Origin of the sequence: Escherichia sp. F1 (assembly GCF_046764225.1) — a bacterium.
GTDB classification, from domain to species: Bacteria; Pseudomonadota; Gammaproteobacteria; order Enterobacterales; family Enterobacteriaceae; genus Escherichia; species Escherichia coli.
This window is the reverse complement of the sequence record NZ_CP177202.1, coordinates 4,579,029-4,593,967: the sequence shown is the minus strand read 5'-3', so window position 1 is coordinate 4,593,967 and position 14,939 is coordinate 4,579,029. Positions and strand designations below refer to the sequence as shown.

Genomic DNA, 14,939 nt, shown 5'->3' with positions numbered 1-14,939 from the left:
GAAAAGTGAACGTATTCTCATTCACAACCTAACGATGAGGTCTTGATTATGAATAAAGATGAAGCCGGCGGTAACTGGAAACAGTTTAAAGGTAAAGTGAAAGAGCAATGGGGCAAACTGACCGATGATGATATGACGATCATTGAAGGTAAACGTGATCAACTGGTCGGTAAAATCCAGGAACGTTATGGTTATCAGAAAGATCAGGCAGAAAAAGAGGTCGTGGATTGGGAAACCCGCAATGAATATCGCTGGTAATTAATCCCTCCTGCCCGACGTGTACAAGGATGTACGCCCTCTTAACGCGGTTTCTTTTTCACCTGCACAGAGTGATCATGCTGGCACTGTTCAGGATGACGACACGCTTCCACTTCCACACATGCCGCACAGAGCCCATGTGCTTCAATCACATTATGACGCAGGGCAAACCCCATTTTTGCCGCCAGCGTATGCATAATGTCTTCCACGCCTTCTGCACACTCTTCTTTCACTGCGCCGCAGCGATCGCAAATAAACATGGCTGACGTATGGGTGGGCTGGTCGAACAGATGACAGAGCACATAACTGTTGGTGGATTCCACCTTATGCACAAAACCTTGCTCAAGCAGAAAATCCAGCGCGCGATAAACCGTTGGCGGCTTGGCTTGCGGTTCAGCTTCGCGCAGCAAATCAAGCAGATCATAAGCGCTGATAGCGCCATCCTGCAGACTCATCAGGCGCAACACTTCCAGGCGCTGTGGAGTCAGGCGCACATTACGCTGCGCGCAGATTTTTTCAGCCTGCGCTAATAACTCCTGCGTTGTGGTCTTTTCCATCGGGCACCTCAAAGTGGGGTTAAGAATGTCCTTACTTTACCATGTTCCAGGAAAAACACCGAGAACCCTTATTGTTACCGTAATGTTGATTTTCTGTTTTGTAGGTAAGGTGTTGTGTTGCCTGGTAGTACCATTATCTACACGATAATAATTAATAATTCATTTTTAAATGAATTGCTTTAAGTTAACTCACTATTTATTTAACTGGGGTTGATCGCATACCCGTAGTTCAGAAAATTATGAGCGATTTTTGATAGTGACCAGATGGCAAAAGAAATATAAGGAGGACACGGTACGACAAAAAAGGTGCGTATATCATGTCAGGTATAATTTCAAGTGCAACAGAATTCTTCAATAATACACTCCATTCAAATCAATACGAAATTAAAGATGCGAGCAAAGAAAAAATAAAGGATATATATAATAAATCGGTTGATTATGCAACGATGAGTAATCGCGCTGCGATTATTGCAAAAATAGATTTGTTTATTCAGAGAATTACCCATAATTTATGGACTGCAAGTGATAATAATGTTTCCTTAATTAAGCGAATAGATGCTCTCAAAAATTGGGTTGAGGAGTGTATTGATCAGTGCACTAATGAGCAATTAGGTGATCGTGACTATATTTCTGCATTTGTGGATCGGGCGATTTTTCATTACGCGATGAATTTTGTTTGTAATCCAATGGAAAATAGTGATGTAACTCTAATAGACAAGTGTACTTTCGACGTAATAAATCATAATGGCCTTCCCTCCACGATTCAGCTATTTTATGATAAATCCTATTGTAAAGCACCTGTAGCGTCATTACATCTAAAAACAGTAAGCGAAGGCTTTTTAAATTTGGAAAATGCATATAATGTAAAGAAAGATACTCGCTTAAAACCCCTGGCCTCCCTTTTACTTTCATTTTCATATGATAGTGCATCAGCAGATATCATAGGAGCAGCACAGAGAGTTAATGATGATTGTGAAAACTACATAAAAAGTCAGATAAAAATATTATCTCGTCAAGTGATGAAAAAAAACCTGGCGGAGATGAAAGACTTGATAGATAAAAAAGAATTGGATTTTAATGTAATTCTGCAGGAGATGAAAAATCAGGCCGGAGAAGAAAAAGAAGACATCAAAAACATTACAAAAATGCAGGCTGCAGGTGAGACTTTAATTAAATTTATTCAATCATTTGACCCGGACTCAACGGGACCAATTATAATTGGTAAAGATATGGATAACAAAAATATAAATGACAACGATCTAATTAACGAAGATATTATTAAGTTCATTTATGTCCTATTAGGTACTGAGTTAGAAAAATAAAATGTGAATTTTCCCTATAGCATGGAAGTTTTTACATAAAAGAACCCAATATTGATTGGGTTCTTTTTTCTCTATCAGTGCTATTAGCAGGGAGAGATATCACCGTAGTTTAATGTGTGATTTTTATTTATCGTCGAACCTGGATTGTTTATCATTGGCCTTAACAAAGCTAACGGCTAATAAGATTATTTCCATCACTTCGTGAGAACTTCATGCCTTGAGAGGATCTCAATTTTCTTTTGCAATGAGACAGGCGCTTCCTGTTGTTATGGTATAGTACCCCGCTATTGAGCCTCCTGAACTGTGATGCTGAATAACATAACTCAATGATATATCGATAAAATAATCTCTACATTTGAAAATGCACGGTAATTCTGAAATGCAAAAAATCAACCAAACCAGCGCAATGCCTGAAAAAACTGACGTTCACTGGAGTGGTCGGTTTAGCGTTGCACCAATGCTCGACTGGACGGACAGACATTGCCGCTATTTCTTGCGTCTGCTTTCCCGCAATACGTTGCTGTATACCGAAATGGTGACCACAGGGGCGATTATTCACGGTAAAGGTGATTATCTGGCGTACAGTGAAGAAGAACATCCGGTAGCGTTGCAACTCGGCGGTAGCGATCCGGCGGCGCTGGCGCAGTGTGCGAAGCTGGCAGAAGCGCGCGGATATGATGAGATCAACCTGAATGTCGGCTGCCCGTCTGACCGGGTGCAGAACGGCATGTTTGGGGCGTGTCTGATGGGTAATGCGCAGCTGGTTGCCGACTGCGTGAAAGCGATGCGCGATGTGGTGTCGATTCCGGTGACGGTGAAAACGCGTATTGGCATCGACGACCAGGACAGCTATGAATTTCTCTGCGATTTCATCAACACCGTTTCCGGCAAAGGCGAGTGTGAGATGTTCATCATCCACGCACGTAAAGCCTGGCTTTCGGGGTTAAGCCCGAAAGAAAACCGTGAAATCCCGCCGCTCGATTATCCGCGTGTGTATCAACTGAAGCGTGACTTTCCGCATCTGACAATGTCGATTAACGGTGGTATCAAGTCGCTGGAAGAGGCTAAAGCGCATTTGCAACATATGGATGGCGTGATGGTCGGGCGCGAAGCGTATCAGAATCCGGGTATTCTGGCGGCGGTAGACCGAGAGATTTTTGGTTCTTCGGATACCGATGCCGATCCGGTGGCGGTAGTGCGCGCCATGTATCCGTACATTGAGCGTGAACTCAGCCAGGGGACGTATCTTGGCCATATTACCCGGCATATGCTGGGCCTGTTCCAGGGTATTCCTGGCGCGCGGCAGTGGCGGCGTTATTTAAGTGAAAATGCCCATAAAGCGGGTGCAGACATTAATGTGCTGGAACACGCGCTCAAACTGGTGGCAGATAAGCGTTAACTTTTCACCAAAAAGTAGTCAAATTCACCACGCCCTGCGCACCGTCGCGGGGCGTTTTGCTGTTAAATCAATAGATTATTTTTGGCATGATTCTTGTAATGCCAGCAAGAGATTTCATATTTGGGAGAGCATCATGCTGGAACTACTTTTTGTGATTGGCTTTTTTGTCATGCTGATGGTCACCGGCGTTTCGTTGCTGGGTATTATCGCTGCGCTGGTTGTGGCGACGGCCATTATGTTCCTCGGCGGTATGCTGGCATTGATGATTAAGTTGCTGCCGTGGTTACTACTGGCGATTGCGGTGGTGTGGGTTATTAAGGCGATTAAAGCACCAAAAGTGCCTAAATATCAGCGTTATGACCGCTGGCGTTACTAAGGGATTGTGCGGATGATCACAACCTAAGGTTTTATCCTTAGAACAAAATAGGAATTGATAATCAAATCTGTCACTATTGCGCCTCTAACAGATTCATCGTGCTGTACCCTACATACAGCCGAACTATAAAAAGAAAGGGCTTCCCAGGTGGAAGCCCTATTTCTTTTATGGAATCAACAGGCTGGAACCTTGCGTCGCCCGGCTTTCCAGAATCTCATGCGCACGCTGCGCATCCTTCAGCGGATATTTCTGCTGCTCGGCGACATCGACCTTAATCACACCGCTGGCAATCAAAGAGAACAGTTCATTACTGGCCTCGGTTAATTCCTCCCGCGTGGTGATATAGCCTTGCAGGGAAGGGCGTGTCACATACAACGAGCCTTTCTGATTGAGAATGCCTAAGTTCACACCGGTAACCGCACCTGATGAGTTGCCAAAGCTCACCATTAAGCCGCGGCGTTGCAGGCAATCCAGCGACCGTTCCCAGGTGTCTCTGCCCACGGAATCGTACACCACGCGCACTTTCTTGCCAGCGGTGATCTCTTTTAACCGCTCGACCAGATTCTCTTCGCGATAGTTAATAACCTGCCATGCGCCCGCTTTTAGCGCACTCTGCGCTTTTTGCGCGGTTCCCACGGTGCCGATAAGTTTCGCCCCAAGGGCTTTTGCCCACTGGCAAGCAATTAAGCCAACGCCGCCAGCCGCTGCGTGGAACAGGAACTGCTCATCAGGTTTAATTTCATAGGTTTTGCGCAGCAGATAATAAACCGTTAAGCCTTTCAGGAAGGATGCTGCAGCTTGCTCAAAAGAAATTGCCGCAGGCAGAATCGCCGCTTTATCCGCATTAACGTTATGCACAGAGCTGTAAGCGCCTAACGCCGACTGCGCATAGACTACGCGATCGCCTGCCTTAATATGCTTTACACCACTGCCGACTTTACTCACGATGCCTGCCGCTTCGGTGCCTAATCCGCAGGGTAGTGATGGCGGCGGGTAAAGGCCGCTGCGGATATACGTGTCGATAAAATTGATGCCGATGGCTTTATTTTCGACCTGGATTTCATTCTCCGCCGGATCGGCAGGAGTGAACTCTACGGCTTGAAGTACTTCCGGACCACCGTGCTTGTGAAATTCAATTCGTGTTGCCATGTGTCCTCCAGAACGTATCGTCAGGGTCTGCTTCATATGGTAAAGTTTCGACCCATTCTTTATCTCGGTAACTCCATTCACTATGGCAGGAAATAAACCCTTCAACAAACAGCAGGCTGAACCCCGCGAACGCGATCCACAAGTTGCCGGGCTGAAAGTGCCTCCGCACTCGATCGAAGCGGAGCAGTCGGTGTTGGGCGGTTTAATGCTGGATAACGAACGCTGGGACGATGTAGCCGAGCGTGTGGTGGCAGACGATTTTTACACCCGCCCACACCGTCATATCTTTACTGAAATGGCGCGTTTGCAGGAAAGCGGTAGTCCTATCGATCTGATTACCCTTGCGGAATCGCTGGAACGCCAGGGGCAACTCGATAGCGTCGGTGGTTTCGCTTATCTGGCGGAGCTGTCAAAAAATACGCCAAGTGCGGCGAACATCAGTGCTTATGCTGACATCGTGCGTGAACGTGCCGTTGTTCGCGAGATGATTTCGGTTGCGAATGAGATTGCCGAAGCCGGTTTTGATCCGCAGGGGCGCACCAGCGAAGATCTGCTGGACCTGGCTGAATCCCGCGTCTTTAAAATTGCCGAAAGTCGTGCAAACAAAGACGAAGGGCCGAAGAACATCGCTGATGTGCTCGACGCCACGGTGGCGCGTATTGAGCAGTTGTTTCAGCAGCCACACGATGGTGTTACCGGGGTAAACACCGGTTATGACGATCTCAACAAAAAAACCGCTGGCTTGCAGCCGTCGGATTTGATCATCGTCGCCGCGCGTCCGTCGATGGGGAAAACAACATTTGCGATGAACCTCGTCGAAAACGCGGCGATGTTGCAGGATAAACCAGTACTTATCTTCTCGCTGGAGATGCCATCAGAACAGATTATGATGCGTTCTCTGGCGTCGCTGTCGCGCGTTGACCAGACTAAAATCCGTACCGGGCAGCTCGATGATGAAGACTGGGCACGTATTTCCGGCACCATGGGTATTTTGCTCGAAAAACGTAATATCTATATCGATGATTCCTCCGGCCTGACGCCAACGGAAGTGCGTTCCCGCGCGCGCCGTATTGCCCGTGAACACGGCGGCATCGGGCTTATCATGATCGACTACCTGCAACTGATGCGCGTACCGGCGCTTTCCGATAACCGTACGCTGGAAATTGCAGAAATCTCCCGCTCGCTGAAAGCACTGGCGAAAGAACTGAACGTGCCGGTGGTGGCGCTGTCCCAGTTGAACCGTTCTCTGGAACAACGTGCCGACAAACGCCCGGTCAACTCCGACCTGCGTGAATCTGGTTCTATCGAGCAGGATGCGGACTTGATCATGTTTATCTATCGTGATGAGGTGTATCACGAAAACAGTGATTTAAAAGGCATCGCGGAAATTATTATCGGTAAACAACGTAACGGCCCAATCGGGACGGTACGCCTGACCTTTAACGGTCAATGGTCGCGCTTCGACAACTATGCGGGGCCGCAGTACGACGACGAATAATAATTATTTTATGAATTAGGTAATTAAAGCAAACACTTATCAAGGAACACAAATGCAAGCGGCAACTGTTGTGATTAACCGCCGCGCTCTGCGACACAACCTGCAACGTCTTCGTGAACTGGCACCTGCCAGTAAAATGGTTGCGGTGGTGAAAGCGAACGCTTATGGTCACGGTCTTCTTGAGACCGCGCGAACGCTCCCCGATGCTGACGCCTTTGGCGTAGCCCGTCTCGAAGAAGCTCTGCGACTGCGTGCGGGGGGAATCACCAAACCTGTACTGTTACTCGAAGGCTTTTTTGATGCCAGAGATCTACCGACGATTTCTGCGCAACATTTTCATACCGCCGTGCATAACGAAGAACAGCTGGCTGCGCTGGAAGAGGCTAGCCTGGACGAGCCGGTTACCGTCTGGATGAAACTCGATACCGGTATGCACCGTCTGGGCGTAAGGCCGGAACAGGCTGAGGCGTTTTATCATCGCCTGACCCAGTGCAAAAACGTTCGTCAGCCGGTGAATATCGTCAGCCATTTTGCGCGCGCGGATGAACCAAAATGTGGCGCAACCGAGAAACAACTCGCTATCTTTAATACCTTTTGTGAAGGCAAACCAGGTCAACGTTCCATTGCCGCGTCGGGTGGCATTCTGCTGTGGCCACAGTCGCATTTTGACTGGGTGCGCCCGGGCATCATTCTTTATGGCGTCTCTCCGCTGGAAGATCGCTCCACCGGTGCCGATTTTGGCTGTCAGCCAGTGATGTCACTAACCTCCAGCCTGATTGCCGTGCGTGAGCACAAAGCCGGAGAGCCTGTCGGTTATGGTGGAACCTGGGTAAGCGAACGTGATACCCGCCTGGGCGTAGTCGCGATGGGTTATGGCGATGGTTATCCGCGCGCCGCGCCGTCCGGTACGCCAGTGCTGGTGAACGGTCGCGAAGTGCCGATTGTCGGGCGAGTCGCGATGGATATGATCTGCGTCGACTTAGGTCCACAGGCGCAGGATAAAGCCGGGGACCCGGTCATTTTATGGGGCGAAGGTTTGCCCGTAGAACGTATTGCTGAAATGACGAAAGTGAGCGCTTACGAACTTATCACGCGCCTGACTTCAAGGGTCGCGATGAAATACGTGGATTAATCGTTCTGTAATATTTGATTGTTTGTGCCGGATGCGGCGTGAATGCCTTATCCGGCCAATAAAATCCTACCAATTCAATAAGTTGATATTCTTTCATGCTCTTATGAAGGCCGTGCCTCTGGCGGATGTACGTTTGTCATGAGTCTCACTCTGTTGCTAATTGCCGTTCGCCCCTGAACATCCACTCGATCTTCGCCTTTTTCCGGTTTATTGTGGTTTAACCACCTGCCCGTAAACCTGGAGAACCATCGCGTGTTTCAAAAAGTTGACGCCTACGCTGGCGACCCGATTCTTACGCTTATGGAGCGTTTTAAAGAAGACCCTCGCAGCGACAAAGTGAATTTAAGTATCGGTCTGTACTACAACGAAGACGGAATTATTCCACAACTGAAAGCCGTGGCGGATGCGGAAGCGCGCCTGAATGCGCAGCCTCATGGCGCTTCGCTTTATTTACCGATGGAAGGGCTTAACAGCTATCGCCATGCTATTGCGCCGCTGCTGTTTGGTGCCGACCATCCGGTACTGCAACAACAGCGCGTAGCAACCATTCAAACCCTTGGCGGCTCAGGGGCATTGAAAGTGGGCGCAGATTTCCTGAAACACTACTTCCCGGAATCAGGCGTCTGGGTCAGCGATCCTACCTGGGAAAACCACGTAGCAATATTCGCCGGGGCTGGATTCGAAGTGAGTACTTACCCCTGGTATGACGAAGCGACTAACGGCGTGCGCTTTAATGACCTGTTGGCGACGCTAAAAACATTACCTGCCCGCAGTATTGTGTTGCTGCATCCATGTTGCCACAACCCAACGGGTGCCGATCTCACTAATAACCAGTGGGATGCGGTGATTGAAATTCTCAAAGCCCGCGAGCTTATCCCATTCCTTGATATTGCCTATCAAGGATTTGGTGCCGGTATGGAAGAGGATGCCTACGCCATTCGCGCCATTGCCAGCGCTGGATTACCCGCTCTGGTGAGCAATTCGTTCTCGAAAATTTTCTCCCTTTACGGCGAGCGCGTCGGCGGACTTTCTGTGCTGTGTGAAGATGCCGAAGCCGCAGGCCGCGTACTGGGGCAATTGAAAGCAACAGTTCGCCGCAACTACTCCAGCCCGCCGAATTTTGGTGCGCAGGTGGTGGCTGCGGTGCTGAATGACGAGGCATTGAAAGCCAGCTGGCTGGCGGAAGTAGAAGAGATGCGTACTCGCATTCTGGCGATGCGTCAGGAACTGGTGAAGGTATTGAGCACAGAAATGCCAGAACGCAATTTCGATTATCTGCTTAATCAGCGCGGTATGTTCAGTTATACCGGTTTAAGTGCCGCTCAGGTTGACCAACTACGTGAAGAATTTGGTGTCTATCTCATCGCCAGCGGTCGCATGTGTGTCGCCGGGTTAAATACGGCAAATGTACAATGTGTGGCAAAGGCGTTTGCTGCGGTGATGTAATGCAGGAAAGCAGGCTGGAGTTACTCAGCCTGCAGTGAAATTAAACTGTTGTCGCTTTCACTCTTGCTTTATAGATGATTTTTTTGATGCCATCGTTCTACGTGAGAGGTAATAAAACGTTGTTAGTTCTAACTTGTTAAGTTTATCCCAATGTTCTGGAGTGCTTTTCCCTGTTTTACCGTGTGGAATAATAATTTTTGCACATCTAACCATTATTAAATTTAATAATAAGTATCGGGTTTGTTACGATAGAATTTTTCTATATCCTCAAGAATATGCTTTGCCTTATTGCCTGTGACTATCTGAGATTCAATTATAGTATCGTTAAATTCTAAAGTTAAAGAGAACTCTTTTTTTCCGCTTTGTGTAAGTTTAACCTTATATTGATTACCAATATCAAATAAAAAGGTCCTGTAATGAGAATAATCACCTTTAACCTCCTCGGCAAAACAGCAAAGCGTGCAAATATACATACAATCTTTCTTACCCCTGATTTTGTTAACTAAATCAATAAATGCGTGAAAAACTGTACTTGCAATAGAACTTGATACTTCTTCTCCAGGTCTACAAAAATCTTTTGCAATTTTTAACTGTGTTTCTATATATAAAAAGAGATCTTTGGCATAAGAGAAATCTTTGGCATAAGAGATACCTTTGTTATTTAGTGTATCTAGCTCTACAGGTAAAGATGTCGTGTTGTTGCTATTCACATTTGATATATTCATATCATCATCTCCTTCGGGAGTAATAAAATTAGTCACCATTGTAGGGTAGGGGGCTGGTCAATCAGAAATCATCTTTATAAACTTCGATTGTTTTTGTAATGCTGTATCATTAAGTTTATTAAATCGTACAGCAGATAAATGTTCTATCAAATTTCGCTCATTTGCAGAGGATTCATCATAATAAACGTAAAATTAATGTATCCTTCATTGAGGAATAAACATTTTTTTACAAAAAAACGACAGGAACGTATTTACTGGGTTAAATATAATCATCCTGCTTTTCATCACAAAAACCGCAGATAATCCTTCCTTTCCCCTGCTGCTGGCGTTATGGTCAGATGGTTTTTGCAACAAATCTCACAATAAAAAGTTTCAACATACTGACTATTTAGGGAAAAATATGCGCAAGATCACACAGGCAATCAGTGCCGTTTGCTTATTGTTCGCTCTAAACAGTTCCGCTGTTGCCCTGGCCTCATCTCCTTCGCCGCTTAACCCTGGTACTAACGTTGCCAGGCTTGCTGAACAGGCACCAATTCATTGGGTTTCGGTCGCACAAATTGAAAATAGCCTCGCAGGGCGCCCGCCAATGGCGGTGGGGTTTGATATCGATGACACGGTACTTTTTTCCAGTCCGGGCTTCTGGCGCGGCAAAAAAACCTTCTCGCCAGAAAGCGAAGATTATCTGAAAAATCCTGTGTTCTGGGAAAAAATGAACAATGGCTGGGATGAATTCAGCATTCCGAAAGAGGTCGCTCGCCAGCTTATTGATATGCATGTACGCCGCGGTGACGCGATCTTCTTTGTGACTGGTCGTAGCCCGACGAAAACAGAAACGGTTTCAAAAACGCTGGCGGATAATTTTCATATTCCTGCCACCAATATGAATCCGGTGATCTTTGCGGGTGATAAACCAGGGCAAAATACAAAATCGCAATGGCTGCAGGATAAAAATATCCGAATTTTTTATGGCGATTCCGATAACGATATTACCGCCGCACGCGATGTCGGCGCTCGTGGTATCCGCATTCTGCGCGCCTCCAACTCTACCTACAAACCCTTGCCACAAGCGGGTGCGTTTGGTGAAGAGGTGATCGTCAATTCAGAATACTGACAGAGCGGGAGAGCGTGACACTCTCCCGAATGCTGTTTTTTTAATCACACCTTTATCCTTTCGCTGTCTTGCTGCAAACTGATTAAGAGAGTTTTATCAAGGAGCAGCACATGTGGTATCAAAAGACGCTCACGCTTAGCGCCAAATCTCGTGGGTTTCATCTGGTAACGGATGAAATTTTGAATCAGCTGGCTGATATGCCGCGCGTTAACATCGGTTTACTGCATCTGTTGCTGCAACATACCTCCGCCTCTCTGACACTTAATGAGAACTGCGATCCCACCGTACGCCACGACATGGAGCGTTTTTTCCTCCGCACCGTTCCCGATAACGGAAATTATGAGCATGACTATGAGGGAGCAGACGATATGCCTTCTCATATCAAATCCTCAATGCTGGGAACATCGCTTGTATTGCCGGTACATAAAGGGCGTATTCAGACCGGCACCTGGCAAGGCATCTGGCTGGGGGAACATCGCATCCACGGCGGATCGCGTCGCATTATCGCGACACTACAAGGGGAGTAAAAAATGACCATTTCGGAGTTGCTACAATATTGCATGGCAAAACCAGGTGCAGAACAGAGCGTGCATAACGACTGGAAAGCGACGCAGATCAAAGTGGAAGATGTACTGTTTGCGATGGTGAAAGAAGTAGAAAATCGCCCAGCTGTTTCGCTGAAAACCAGCCCGGAGCTGGCGGAGCTGCTACGTCAGCAGCACAGCGATGTGCGTCCAAGCCGCCATCTGAATAAAGCGCACTGGAGCACCGTGTATCTCGACGGTTCGCTGCCAGATTCGCAAATCTATTATCTGGTGGATGCGTCTTATCAGCAGGCGGTGAATTTGCTGCCGGAAGAAAAACGTAAATTGCTGGTGCAACTCTGAAAGGAAAAGGCCGCTCGGAAAGCGGCCTTAACGATTACAGCATCGGCTTGAGGAAGCGTGCCGTATGCGAAGCTTCGCACTCCGCGACGGTTTCTGGCGTACCGGAGACGAGGATTTCGCCGCCGCCACTGCCGCCTTCTGGTCCCAGGTCGACAATCCAGTCAGCGGTTTTGATCACGTCGAGATTGTGCTCAATCACCACAATGGTGTTGCCCTGATCGCGCAGTTTATGCAGTACGTCGAGCAGTTGCTGAATATCGGCGAAGTGCAGACCGGTGGTCGGCTCATCAAGAATATACAGCGTCTGCCCGGTGCCGCGTTTTGACAGCTCACGCGCCAGCTTCACGCGCTGGGCTTCACCACCAGAAAGCGTGGTTGCGGACTGCCCGAGGCGAATGTACGTCAGGCCAACGTCCATCAACGTTTGCAGCTTACGCGCCAGAGCTGGCACCGCATCAAAGAACTCACGCGCCTCTTCGATGGTCATATCCAGCACTTCGTGGATGGTTTTGCCTTTGTACTTAATTTCCAGCGTTTCGCGGTTATAGCGTTTACCTTTGCACTGGTCGCACGGCACGTAGATATCCGGCAGGAAGTGCATCTCCACTTTGATCACGCCATCGCCCTGACAGGCTTCGCAGCGCCCGCCACGGACGTTAAAGCTGAAACGTCCCGGCGTATAGCCGCGCGCACGGGATTCCGGTACGCCCGCAAACAGTTCGCGCACAGGCGTAAACACGCCGGTATAGGTCGCTGGGTTAGAACGCGGAGTACGACCAATTGGGCTTTGGTCGATATCGATCACTTTATCGAAATGCTCCAGCCCCTGAATATCGCGATACGGTGCCGGTTCGGCGATGGTCGCACCATTTAACTGGCGTTGGGCAATCGGGAACAGTGTGTCGTTAATCAGCGTCGATTTACCGGAACCTGAAACCCCTGTGATGCAGGTAAACAGACCGACTGGCAGTGTCAGCGTCACGTCTTTCAGGTTATTACCACGTGCGCCTGTCAGCTTCAGCACTTTTTCCGGATTCGCCGGAACGCGTTTCTTCGGCACTTCAATCTTGCGTTTACCGCTCATGTACTGCCCGGTCAACGACTCCGGCACCGCCATAATCGCTTCGAGCGGACCTTCTGCGACCACTTCACCGCCGTGAACACCCGCACCAGGACCGATATCGATCACATGGTCAGCGGCGCGAATCGCGTCTTCGTCGTGCTCCACCACAATCACGGTATTACCGAGATCGCGCAGATGGATTAGCGTACCCAACAGGCGCTCGTTATCGCGCTGGTGCAGGCCGATAGACGGCTCGTCCAGCACGTACATAACGCCAACCAGGCCCGCACCAATCTGGCTCGCCAGACGGATACGCTGGGCTTCACCGCCAGAAAGTGTCTCTGCCGAGCGGGAAAGTGTCAGGTAATTCAGGCCTACGTTAACGAGGAATTTCAGGCGATCGCCAATCTCTTTAAGAATTTTTTCCGCAATCTTCGCTCGCTGACCTGCGAGTTTGAGATTGTTGAAGAATTCCATCGCATGACCGATGCTCATGTCGGAGATAGCAGGCAGCGGCGTATTCTCGACATACACATGGCGCGCTTCTCGACGCAGACGCGTCCCTTCGCAGCTGGCGCACGGGCGATTGCTGATAAACTTGGCTAATTCTTCGCGTACCGCACTAGATTCTGTCTCTTTATAACGGCGCTCCATATTGTGCAGCACGCCTTCGAACGGATGACGACGAATGGAGGTATCGCCACGATCGTTCATGTATTTGAATTCAATGTTTTCTTTGCCAGAACCGTACAACACCACTTTATGCACGTTCGCGCTCAGGCTGCCCCACGGCGCTTCGACGTCGAACTTATAGTGATCTGCCAGCGATTTCAGCATCTGGAAGTAATAGAAGTTGCGGCGATCCCAGCCTCGGATCGCACCACCTGCCAGCGACAGTTCCGGATTCTGGATCACGCGGTCAGGATCGAAATATTGCTGTACGCCAAGGCCGTCACAGGTCGGGCAGGCACCCGCCGGGTTGTTAAACGAAAACAGGCGTGGTTCCAGTTCACGCATACTGTAGCCGCAAATTGGGCAGGCGAAGTTGGCGGAAAATAGCAGCTCTTCCGCTTTTGGATCGTCCATATCGGCAACTACCGCGGTACCACCGGAAAGCTCCAGCGCGGTTTCAAACGACTCTGCCAGACGTTGGGTGAGATCGTCACGCACCTTGAAGCGATCAACCACCACTTCAATGGTATGTTTCTTTTGCAGTTCCAGTTTCGGCGGATCGGAAAGATCGCAGACTTCGCCATCAATACGAGCACGGATGTAACCCTGGCTTGCCAGATTTTCCAGCGTTTTGGTGTGTTCGCCTTTGCGCTCTTTAATGATTGGCGCGAGTAGCATCAGACGCTTGCCTTCCGGCTGCGACAGCACGTTATCCACCATCTGGCTGACGGTTTGCGCCGCCAGCGGGACGTCGTGGTCCGGACAGCGCGGCTCGCCAACGCGGGCGAACAACAAACGCAAATAGTCGTGGATTTCGGTGATTGTCCCCACCGTAGAACGCGGGTTATGAGACGTCGATTTCTGCTCAATTGAGATGGCAGGAGAAAGCCCCTCAATATGATCGACGTCCGGCTTTTCCATCAGTGACAGAAACTGCCGCGCGTAGGCGGAAAGGGATTCAACGTAACGGCGCTGCCCTTCGGCATATAAGGTGTCGAAAGCGAGCGAGGATTTGCCAGAACCCGAAAGCCCGGTCACGACAATGAGCTTGTCGCGGGGGATAACGAGGTTGATGTTTTTGAGATTATGGGTGCGGGCGCCCCGAACTTCGATCTTATCCATTCACCTTTCCCGGATTAAACGCTTTTTTGCCCGGTGGCATGGTGCTACCGGCGATCACAAACGGTTAATTATGACACAAATTGACCTGAATGAATATACAGTATTGGAATGCAATACCCGGAGTGTTGTGTAACAATGTCTGGCCAGGTTTGTTTCCCGGAACCGAGGTCACAACATAGTAAAAGCGCTATTGGTAATGGTACAATCGCGCGTTTACAC

Annotated in this window: 13 protein-coding genes and 1 pseudogene; 10 read left to right on the top strand and 4 right to left on the bottom strand. The window is 48.9% G+C overall.

The window, feature by feature from the left end:
- Window positions 1–48: 48 nt before the first annotated feature.
- Window positions 49–258: a CsbD family protein gene (locus ACK8NJ_RS22045; protein ID WP_001030593.1), complete on the top strand. Its 210-nt coding sequence runs from the start codon at window positions 49–51 to the stop codon at window positions 256–258.
- Between the two features lie 41 nt (window positions 259–299).
- Here the strand turns inward: ACK8NJ_RS22045 and zur are convergent, their stop codons facing one another.
- A complete protein-coding gene (zur, locus tag ACK8NJ_RS22040) occupies window positions 300–815 on the bottom strand; it encodes a zinc uptake transcriptional repressor Zur (RefSeq protein ID WP_001295691.1) in 516 nt (171 codons plus the stop codon).
- A 317-nt stretch (window positions 816–1,132) separates the two neighbouring features.
- Here zur and ACK8NJ_RS22035 point away from each other — a divergent pair, with 317 nt between their 5' ends.
- From ACK8NJ_RS22035 to pspG, 3 genes are all read left to right on the top strand, one after another.
- Window positions 1,133–2,137, top strand: a complete 1,005-nt coding sequence (locus ACK8NJ_RS22035) for a DUF2713 family protein (RefSeq protein WP_000014229.1) — start codon at window positions 1,133–1,135, stop codon at window positions 2,135–2,137.
- 361 nt (window positions 2,138–2,498) lie between these two features.
- Complete coding sequence (gene dusA, locus ACK8NJ_RS22030) at window positions 2,499–3,536, top strand: tRNA dihydrouridine(20/20a) synthase DusA (protein WP_001298868.1); 1,038 nt, start codon at window positions 2,499–2,501, stop codon at window positions 3,534–3,536.
- 133 nt (window positions 3,537–3,669) lie between these two features.
- The gene (gene pspG, locus ACK8NJ_RS22025) at window positions 3,670–3,912 is read left to right on the top strand and encodes an envelope stress response protein PspG (RefSeq protein WP_000891404.1); all 243 of its coding nucleotides are present in this window, start codon (window positions 3,670–3,672) and stop codon (window positions 3,910–3,912) included.
- Window positions 3,913–4,077: 165 nt separating this feature from the next.
- On the opposite strand, the gene ACK8NJ_RS22020 is transcribed toward pspG, so the two are convergent.
- Complete coding sequence (locus tag ACK8NJ_RS22020; protein WP_042028556.1) at window positions 4,078–5,061, bottom strand: quinone oxidoreductase; 984 nt, start codon at window positions 5,059–5,061, stop codon at window positions 4,078–4,080.
- 82 nt (window positions 5,062–5,143) lie between these two features.
- Between ACK8NJ_RS22020 and dnaB the strand changes: the two genes are divergently transcribed.
- From dnaB to tyrB, 3 genes are all read left to right on the top strand, one after another.
- Complete coding sequence (dnaB, locus tag ACK8NJ_RS22015; RefSeq protein WP_000918363.1) at window positions 5,144–6,559, top strand: replicative DNA helicase; 1,416 nt, start codon at window positions 5,144–5,146, stop codon at window positions 6,557–6,559.
- A gap of 52 nt (window positions 6,560–6,611) precedes the next feature.
- Complete coding sequence (gene alr / locus ACK8NJ_RS22010) at window positions 6,612–7,691, top strand: alanine racemase (RefSeq protein WP_001147328.1); 1,080 nt, start codon at window positions 6,612–6,614, stop codon at window positions 7,689–7,691.
- Between the two features lie 252 nt (window positions 7,692–7,943).
- The gene (tyrB, locus tag ACK8NJ_RS22005; protein ID WP_328115782.1) at window positions 7,944–9,137 is read left to right on the top strand and encodes an aromatic amino acid transaminase; all 1,194 of its coding nucleotides are present in this window, start codon (window positions 7,944–7,946) and stop codon (window positions 9,135–9,137) included.
- Between the two features lie 502 nt (window positions 9,138–9,639).
- Here tyrB and ACK8NJ_RS22000 read toward each other — a convergent pair.
- Window positions 9,640–9,862 (bottom strand): annotated as a pseudogene (locus ACK8NJ_RS22000) (hypothetical protein).
- A gap of 400 nt (window positions 9,863–10,262) precedes the next feature.
- Between ACK8NJ_RS22000 and aphA the strand changes: the two are divergent.
- The 3 genes from aphA (at window position 10,263) to ACK8NJ_RS21985 (ending at window position 11,863) form a co-directional block, all read left to right on the top strand.
- Window positions 10,263–10,976 carry an acid phosphatase AphA gene (gene aphA, locus ACK8NJ_RS21995; RefSeq protein WP_001226928.1) on the top strand — a complete coding sequence of 238 codons (714 nt, stop codon included), beginning with the start codon at window positions 10,263–10,265 and terminating at the stop codon, window positions 10,974–10,976.
- 110 nt (window positions 10,977–11,086) lie between these two features.
- Entirely contained in the window at window positions 11,087–11,503 is a 417-nt protein-coding gene (locus ACK8NJ_RS21990) for a secondary thiamine-phosphate synthase enzyme YjbQ (RefSeq protein ID WP_000270375.1), read from the top strand.
- A gap of 3 nt (window positions 11,504–11,506) precedes the next feature.
- Window positions 11,507–11,863 carry an MmcQ/YjbR family DNA-binding protein gene (locus ACK8NJ_RS21985; RefSeq protein WP_000155657.1) on the top strand — a complete coding sequence of 119 codons (357 nt, stop codon included), beginning with the start codon at window positions 11,507–11,509 and terminating at the stop codon, window positions 11,861–11,863.
- A 34-nt stretch (window positions 11,864–11,897) separates the two neighbouring features.
- Here ACK8NJ_RS21985 and uvrA read toward each other — a convergent pair whose 3' ends face one another.
- Entirely contained in the window at window positions 11,898–14,720 is a 2,823-nt protein-coding gene (gene uvrA / locus ACK8NJ_RS21980) for an excinuclease ABC subunit UvrA (RefSeq protein WP_000357740.1), read from the bottom strand.
- Between the last annotated feature and the right edge of the window lie 219 nt (window positions 14,721–14,939).

Excerpts from the sequence above, each read along its gene's own strand:
- ACK8NJ_RS22045 (WP_001030593.1), top strand. The coding sequence starts at position 49 with ATGAATAAAGATGAAGCCGGCGGTAACTGGAAACAGTTTAAAGGTAAA.
- zur (WP_001295691.1), bottom strand. The coding sequence starts at position 815 with ATGGAAAAGACCACAACGCAGGAGTTATTAGCGCAGGCTGAAAAAATC.
- ACK8NJ_RS22035 (WP_000014229.1), top strand. The coding sequence starts at position 1,133 with ATGTCAGGTATAATTTCAAGTGCAACAGAATTCTTCAATAATACACTC.
- dusA (WP_001298868.1), top strand. The coding sequence starts at position 2,499 with ATGCACGGTAATTCTGAAATGCAAAAAATCAACCAAACCAGCGCAATG.
- pspG (WP_000891404.1), top strand. The coding sequence starts at position 3,670 with ATGCTGGAACTACTTTTTGTGATTGGCTTTTTTGTCATGCTGATGGTC.
- ACK8NJ_RS22020 (WP_042028556.1), bottom strand. The coding sequence starts at position 5,061 with ATGGCAACACGAATTGAATTTCACAAGCACGGTGGTCCGGAAGTACTT.
- dnaB (WP_000918363.1), top strand. The coding sequence starts at position 5,144 with ATGGCAGGAAATAAACCCTTCAACAAACAGCAGGCTGAACCCCGCGAA.
- alr (WP_001147328.1), top strand. The coding sequence starts at position 6,612 with ATGCAAGCGGCAACTGTTGTGATTAACCGCCGCGCTCTGCGACACAAC.
- aphA (WP_001226928.1), top strand. The coding sequence starts at position 10,263 with ATGCGCAAGATCACACAGGCAATCAGTGCCGTTTGCTTATTGTTCGCT.
- ACK8NJ_RS21990 (WP_000270375.1), top strand. The coding sequence starts at position 11,087 with ATGTGGTATCAAAAGACGCTCACGCTTAGCGCCAAATCTCGTGGGTTT.
- ACK8NJ_RS21985 (WP_000155657.1), top strand. The coding sequence starts at position 11,507 with ATGACCATTTCGGAGTTGCTACAATATTGCATGGCAAAACCAGGTGCA.
- uvrA (WP_000357740.1), bottom strand. The coding sequence starts at position 14,720 with ATGGATAAGATCGAAGTTCGGGGCGCCCGCACCCATAATCTCAAAAAC.